The organism is Providencia heimbachae ATCC 35613, from assembly GCF_001655055.1.
Classification (GTDB): domain Bacteria; phylum Pseudomonadota; class Gammaproteobacteria; order Enterobacterales; family Enterobacteriaceae; genus Providencia; species Providencia heimbachae.
Genome location: NZ_LXEW01000032.1, coordinates 131,818 through 138,809 on the forward strand (window position 1 = coordinate 131,818; position 6,992 = coordinate 138,809).

Genomic DNA, 6,992 nt, shown 5'->3' on the forward strand with positions numbered 1-6,992 from the left:
GGAGAAATTCTAATGACAACTATCACTCAACCAATACATTCACCTATATTATCTAAATTAAATAATAACTCTGATTTAATACCGACTTCAACGGTTAAAGGTAATGCAAATACTTCTTCACTCGAACCTATTAACAATTTAGTTTTGCCGGGGCTTAATGTTGATTCTGGAGGGCTAAATATAGAGAAGCCAAAATTAACAGAATCAAATACGGATCTCGGAATTGAACAACTAACGCATCTATTAGGTCCTCTCAGTTCAATCGAAAATATTGAGCTTTTAGGTGATATCCGTAGTTTTCTTTCATTAACACCAGAAAAAATACAAACCGTGTTTACGAAAGTTTTAACTGAAGAACAAAGTAACATTGCACAGGTAGTTAAGAATGCTCAATTACCTGATGAAGTGGAAATGAAGCAAATTGCGCAAGCATTCCAAGTCGTATTGGCAAGTTCATTTTTTAGAGAAGCGCTAAATAATCAATCTGTTACAGATGTAGGGAAAAATGAAGTTAAGTCTGTAGGTGATGCGAAAAAAAGTGAGTTCATCGGTATTATGAGCAGTGATATCTTGGTGGAGCTAGTTAAAATTATTCGCAAAGTGATGGCTGAAATTAACATTTCAGACCGACGGATCAGTGCGGATTTTTTAATGCTAAATGCCAAAATGGTTGAAGCGGCAGCGGAATCAACCATTAAAGAAGGGAAGGAAATGTTCTCTGGTGCGATGATGGGCTTTTTTACCTCTCTCGCGATTAGCTCTGCGAGTGCGGCATTTCAAGCAAAATCATTGCGTACACAAAATCAATCCATTAAAAATAACTTGGCGAGCGCTAACCAAAATACCTCTGCAGCTGACCGTTTGGGTGAGCTAAATGTAAATACAGTGTCTTCAACAATGACATCGAAGGCAAATTCACTCTCATTGAAAGGGAAAGATGGAACATCAATGAGTCTGACAGATCAGCCAACCGTGTCGCAACAAGGCCTATCAAATCAAAGAGGTGTTGAGGCTGCGCAGCGCACAAATAAATTAGGGCTGGCAGAGCACCAAGAGCACGAGCGTATTATGAATAAAACCCGTGTAAAAATGGGTGTGGCAGAGCAGGGTGGGCGCTTGTCTGATAATGCAGGTCAGATGGCAACCGCAGCAAATCAAGTCAACGTTAAAGCAGAAGAAGCCAATAAAATGACGCAGCAGTCGGTGGCCGATGTTGCCCGTTCAGTTTCTGCGGATAAAGATAAGCAAGTGGATAAAGGCCAAGATACGGTTAAGCAAATGCTCGAACAATTACGCGAAATCAGGGAAAGTCAGCTAAGAACTTTCCAAAGTGTCACGAGGGGTTAGCGATGATGGATATTTTATCAACCGCAGCTCATGCGAATAATTTCCCTCAAAGACCGGTAGTGGAAACAACTGAAGCCCAAGTTGGTGTGACTCCTCTCTTTGTCGGGGATGGTATTATTCTCGACCCTCAAGCAGATTTGTATCAACAAGCAGATCAGGCATTTCAACAACTTGGTTATGAGGTTGCAACAGAATCATTTCGAGAAAATATTATATCGAGTGACCTTGGTAAAATTGAAGATCAGAGACGAGATAATGTGCGAGGGCTCAGGAGCTCTAGGGATAAACTCAATCAGTTACCTAAATATATTGCAGAATCGGTGGAGGATGGGCGTGCGCACATACAGGGACTGAATGATTTGATTGATAACATCCACTCGGGTTACCAAAAAAAATATGGTGAGGTTATTAAAGCAACAACAACGTATATGCAGGATGTTAATACTGCAATTGGCAAAATGAGTAATTATGTGGAAGCCGGTAGTGACGGTAAAATTTATTTTAAACCAGAAGCGTTTTTGATATCTATCGATAATTCTATTTCTAAATATTCAGGTAACCAATTTTCAGGGTCTGGTCCAGGTGCATATTTTGGAAATTGGAAGCCTAATCTTAGCAATGCGACGCCGCTTATTACAATACAAGGTAACCAACAAGAGTATCTTTTTTGGGAGAAAAAGCTGGCAGGACAGGGTTTTATTGTAGAGAAAGTGAATGGGAATATCAAAATCTACCCTGATTTTAAGCCAATTAAAGAAATATTTAGCTCAATTGCTAACTCACCTGCAAAGTGGGATGGTAGTGACATGATGACACAATCGTTTCAAAGTTTACAAACTGCGATTGATGGCCAAAAAAATACAATTAATAGCAGCGTGTCTCGCTTATTAGAAACGTTTCGTCAAGATAATAGCCATTTTGAAACCTTAGTTCAGTTGTTAATTCAATTAATTAAAGATCTTCATCAAAATAATAATGGATTAATCAATATGTAAATTCCTTAATTTAGGAATTTTATTATTACTATTTTTCGTTTTCTCTATTTAAATCATCATAGCTGTGAGGATTATTTATGCTTGGAAGTATTGTTTCACCTTTAAATCGCCCTTCGGTGAGTTCAATAAATAATATGGGTAATAGCCATAAGATTAATGGGATGGCATCGCAAATTTCATCTGTTGGCTCACCAAAGATTGAAAGCCAATTTCCCGTTAACAGCAGTAAAATAAAAAACACCATTGAAATTGGTGGCAATAGTCGAGATTTGCATAATAAAAACAATTAAATGCAAGCAAATGAAGTGAGTCAGTTATTACAGGCAGTTGACTCATCAATAACACCCGAAATGGTTTTATCTGTTCTATTAGCTGGAAGTACTGGCCATCTGACTCAACAAAAATTGAACTATGAGCCTGAAACAAGCTTAATTATATTAACGTTACTTAAGCCGGAAGAAACTACACCTGATTTATTAAAGTCGTCAGCTAAAATGATTAAAGATATCAATAGCACCTTAGCGATACATGATTTTTCTACAGAACAGAAGGTGACCAAAAAATCATTAATCGAGTTTGATAAGCAAATCGATAAATCTCTTTCTTTATTAGGTAAAGATAAGCTAAATGTAATTAGTGAAAGATTTTCAGATAAATATGTTTATCCTGAAATTAAGGAAATGTTAGGTAGATATTTAACCGATGAAACAATTAATGATTTACCTATCGATAAATTTTTAATTACTAGTGAAAACCAAAAAAAGAATAATGCGATATCAGAAATGGTGAAGTTGTATGAAAAACATGGCAGTAAAAATTATGTCGATAAAGATTGTCAATTAAATAACATATTTTGTGCACTTGAAGAAAAAGTTGAAATAATAAGCTCATTAAAAGTAACAGTGAATGGAAAAGAGCCGCAAAGTTTACCTGAAGATTCAGCCGCAAGTTTGCAACCTACGGATGAAGTCGATAATGGTACAGGAGCTGCTTATCAAGTAAGGGAACCCGCATCGTCGGTGCCTTCTAAATCAACAAATATTACCAATAACTATGGTAATACCTATATTTATAATTATCCAAGTTCTTCTTTTAAAGAGAATCTCAGTAACGTCACTCATTCAGATCTCACTGAAAGTGAAAGCAATCAACCGCTAGCGCCGCTGAACGAGCAAATTTTCACTCAGAAACTCGTGAAATTACAGCAACAAGCGCCTAAGCTTTTACCAGAAGAGCCTAGGGTGGACTATGACGATGAAGTCGATGCGCCGATACCTAAAAAACCGGCGACGGTGTTTAATACATTATTTAATCCACCGATATCAGTAAGCCGAGCCAAACAACCCATTAATGAACCCCCTTTGATTAAAGAGACATTAATGAGCGCTAGCGACTTATCGAAGCAAGAAAAAATTAATCATTTTTTACCTAAAAATTTCATTGTGGATAAATATACATCCCAAGGTGGCAAGTGGGCGTTATCCGACTCAACAGGACAAAAAGCAGTTACCTTATCGGCAAATGGTGCATCAACACGTAACCAGTCTGAAAAAGATAAGTATTATGAAAGCTCAGAGGTTAACCAAACGTCGGCAATAAAAGACATGTTTGCGAACCCATTTGAAAAAGTGGATGACGCTGAGACGACAGGGAATAAATGGCAGCTTGATGATACTAAAACCAGCAAACCTGTCACATTAACGGAGTTGGGGGCGGTAACGCGTGACCAATCACGCAAAGAGGCCTATACCACGGGATTTTTAAAGGACTAATGGCATGGATAAATTAATTAACACCCATTGGCAGTGGCTAGAAAATCAAATCCAACTGATAAGAACCTATTCAGGGATCACGCATTGTTTAACAATGAATTCGACTTTGATTGAAGATATACACATTGATTCTTTGGAAATGTTAGAGCTGATTTCATCTATCGAACAATACACCAAGCAATCTTTAAGAGATGATATTTGGATGAACTGGAACAATTTACAAGATATTGTCAATTATCTTGTGAAAGTAAATGAATAAGTTATTTATAGCCAGCATACTTCGAGTTGTAGTCAGGATCCCTACAACTTGAAGTATACTGGGGAGATTGCTCAGGGCTGATAATTTTTCATAATTAGCAGCCCGAGGTAATGATTACTTATCTTTTTCCTTCGATTTTTCTTGCTCTAATATTTCGCGATACCAACGCGGGTGATGTTTTCTTGCCCAACCACGAGTAACCCACCCTTCAACCATACTTCGGATCGAGCCTTTCACCCAAAATGCGGCATAGGCATGAACGAGAACGGTGATGATAAGAACAATAGAGGATAATGAATGCACCAGTAATGCGAGGCGAATAATGGGAATAGAAAAATAATCTGCAAAATAAGGTCGCCAGATCACAATACCACTAACAGTGAGTAGAATAAGGCAAATACTCAATACCCAGTAAATTCCTTTTTGACCCAAATTATAGTGTCCAATATCCCCTGCTTCTTCATTGTTCAGTACTTTATGAATGTTTTTCGCCCAAATTAAATCTTGTTTATCGACAAAATTATATTTTAAGTATTTAAAAAACATAAAGATAAATAAGAAGGCCATGACACTACCAACAAATGGGTGTAACAGTCGAGACAGCTGTGGTGTGCCTAAAATATTCATAAACCAATTTAAAGATGGGAAAAAGAAACCCAGCCCACTAAATGCCGTAAAAATAAAAGCGATGACCACTAACCAATGGTTGATACGTTCAGATGCGCTATGACGTAGAATTTTATTGCGACTCTTTTTCATTAGTGCTGCCCCTCTTTGTGCTCGGGTTTCTCCGTTTGAGAAGAGGCTTCCATATCTTTACGCGCTTCTTCTTCGTCTTCTTCGGTTGTGTGGTTTGGCCCAATGCCAAAGTAATGGAAAATAGCACCGGCAAACGTCGCTGCAAAGCCAACGGCAGCAAGCGGTTTCCAAATTCCTTTCCAGAATTTAACGGTTTCGCTTATTTCAGGGTTTTCCGGTAATCCATGATACAAATTCGGTTTATCTGCGTGGTGAAGAACATACATGACGTGAGTTCCACCCACCCCTTGCGGGTCGTAAAGACCGGCATTTTGATAACCGCGGGTATTCAGTTCTGAAACGCGTTCTTGGGCTAGATTTATCATTGATTCTTTCGAACCGAAATGAATTGCACCGGTTGGACAGGTTTTTACGCAAGCAGGTTCTTGACCAACATCGACACGATCAGCGCATAATGTGCATTTATAAGCGCGATTATCATCTTTATTGATGCGGGGAACATCAAATGGGCAACCCGCAATACAGTAACCACAACCGATACAATGTTCCGATTGGAAATCAACAATACCATTTGCATATTGGACAATCGCCCCTTCTGCTGGGCAGGCTTTCAAGCAACCGGGATCTACGCAGTGCATACAGCCATCTTTGCGGATCAACCATTCCAGTTTGCCGTTTTCTTCGACTTCAGAAAAACGCATGACAGTCCATGACTTAGCGGTTAAGTCGATAGGGTTGTCGTAAACACCAATATTTGTACCCACTTGATCACGGATGTCGTTCCATTCTGAACAGGCAACTTGGCAAGCTTTGCAACCAATACAGACGGTAACGTCAATTAATTTTGCAACTTCCTCTTGATAGTCACGGACTTGAGGTGCGGGGGTTAAGGAGTTAGTCGCAGAACGACGAATAATATTTTGAGATTGCATTGACATAATTTCTCCTTAGGCTTTTTCAACATTGACTAAAAACGCTTTATATTCAGGTGTGAATGCATTCGCATCACCAACTGATGGCGTCAATGTGTTAGCAAGGAAACCTTTTTGTGTTGCTCCCTCAAAACCCCAGTGGCAAGGGATACCAATAGTTTCGACGACTTTTCCATTAATGGTGAGTGGACGAATACGTTTGGTGACGACAGCCTTGGCTTTGATAAATCCACGTTTGGCACTGACTTTGACTTCATCCCCTTGTTTAATGCCCTTTTGTGATGCGAGCTGTTCGCCAATTTCAATAAACTGGTCTGGTTGTGCAATGGCATTGATCAGGGAATGCTTTGTCCAGTGACGAAATAGCTCTGTGATGGAATAGGTTGTTGCCACATAAGGGAAATCTTTGGCGTTGCCTAAATGGTCAGCATCGTAGCTGTAGAGCCGCGCAACAGGGTTTCGTGAAACGGCTGGGTGCAATAGATTATGTTCTACAGGGGATTCAAAAGGTTCATAGAATTCAGGGAATGGGCCATCCGCCATTTTATCGACGGCAAATAAACGACCAACACCTTCAGGTTGCATAATGAACGGGCCAACACCACTACCGGGAGGGGCGTTACTAAAGTCGGGAACATCAAATCCTCCCCATTGAGTCCCATCCCATTTAATCAGTTGTCGATTTTCATCCCACGGTTTTCCACTTGGGTCAACCGAAGCACGATTGTAGAGTACTCGACGATTTTGAGGCCAAGCAAAAGCCCAACCCGGCGTACAGCCTAGCCCAGATGGGTCAGCGTTATCACGATTGGCCATTTGGTTGCCTTTTTCTGTCCAGCAACCGGAGTAAACCCAACAAAAACTGGCAGTAGATCCGTCAGATTTTAATTGATGGAAGCCATCAAGCTGTTGGCCTTTTTTCAATAAT

The 6,992-nt window shown here is 39.6% G+C and carries 8 protein-coding genes; 5 read left to right on the forward strand and 3 right to left on the reverse strand.

Going from position 1 to position 6,992, the window contains the following annotated elements:
* Positions 1–12 precede the first annotated feature (12 nt).
* The 5 genes from M998_RS11565 to M998_RS11585 all read left to right on the forward strand — a co-directional run bounded on the left by M998_RS11565 (position 13) and on the right by M998_RS11585 (position 4,373).
* The gene (locus tag M998_RS11565; RefSeq protein ID WP_068908964.1) at positions 13–1,347 is read left to right on the forward strand and encodes an IpaC/SipC family type III secretion system effector; all 1,335 of its coding nucleotides are present in this window, start codon (positions 13–15) and stop codon (positions 1,345–1,347) included.
* A gap of 2 nt (positions 1,348–1,349) precedes the next feature.
* A complete protein-coding gene (locus M998_RS11570; RefSeq protein ID WP_068908966.1) occupies positions 1,350–2,342 on the forward strand; it encodes a hypothetical protein in 993 nt (330 codons plus the stop codon).
* A 77-nt stretch (positions 2,343–2,419) separates the two neighbouring features.
* Entirely contained in the window at positions 2,420–2,632 is a 213-nt protein-coding gene (locus M998_RS11575; protein WP_068908967.1) for a hypothetical protein, read from the forward strand.
* A complete protein-coding gene (locus M998_RS11580; protein ID WP_068908969.1) occupies positions 2,633–4,114 on the forward strand; it encodes a hypothetical protein in 1,482 nt (493 codons plus the stop codon).
* A gap of 4 nt (positions 4,115–4,118) precedes the next feature.
* Entirely contained in the window at positions 4,119–4,373 is a 255-nt protein-coding gene (locus M998_RS11585; protein WP_068908971.1) for an acyl carrier protein, read from the forward strand.
* A 114-nt stretch (positions 4,374–4,487) separates the two neighbouring features.
* Here M998_RS11585 and fdoI read toward each other — a convergent pair whose 3' ends face one another.
* The 3 genes from fdoI to M998_RS11600 form a co-directional block, all read right to left on the reverse strand.
* Positions 4,488–5,132, reverse strand: coding sequence for a formate dehydrogenase cytochrome b556 subunit (fdoI, locus tag M998_RS11590; protein ID WP_068438801.1), 645 nt, complete (start codon positions 5,130–5,132; stop codon positions 4,488–4,490).
* Positions 5,132–6,070, reverse strand: a complete 939-nt coding sequence (gene fdxH, locus M998_RS11595; protein ID WP_068908973.1) for a formate dehydrogenase subunit beta — start codon at positions 6,068–6,070, stop codon at positions 5,132–5,134. Before fdxH ends, fdoI begins: the two co-directional genes overlap by 1 nt.
* 9 nt (positions 6,071–6,079) lie before the next feature.
* A partial coding sequence (locus tag M998_RS11600; protein ID WP_282956473.1) for a molybdopterin dinucleotide binding domain-containing protein occupies positions 6,080–6,992 on the reverse strand: 913 nt, incomplete at its 5' end.

Bases quoted from the DNA above. Each gene is read 5' to 3' on its own strand.
- M998_RS11585 (WP_068908971.1), top strand. From the start codon at position 4,119: ATGGATAAATTAATTAACACCCATTGGCAGTGGCTAGAAAATCAAATC.
- M998_RS11580 (WP_068908969.1), top strand. From the start codon at position 2,633: ATGCAAGCAAATGAAGTGAGTCAGTTATTACAGGCAGTTGACTCATCA.
- fdxH (WP_068908973.1), bottom strand. From the start codon at position 6,070: ATGTCAATGCAATCTCAAAATATTATTCGTCGTTCTGCGACTAACTCC.
- M998_RS11575 (WP_068908967.1), top strand. From the start codon at position 2,420: ATGCTTGGAAGTATTGTTTCACCTTTAAATCGCCCTTCGGTGAGTTCA.
- M998_RS11565 (WP_068908964.1), top strand. From the start codon at position 13: ATGACAACTATCACTCAACCAATACATTCACCTATATTATCTAAATTA.
- fdoI (WP_068438801.1), bottom strand. From the start codon at position 5,132: ATGAAAAAGAGTCGCAATAAAATTCTACGTCATAGCGCATCTGAACGT.
- M998_RS11570 (WP_068908966.1), top strand. From the start codon at position 1,350: ATGATGGATATTTTATCAACCGCAGCTCATGCGAATAATTTCCCTCAA.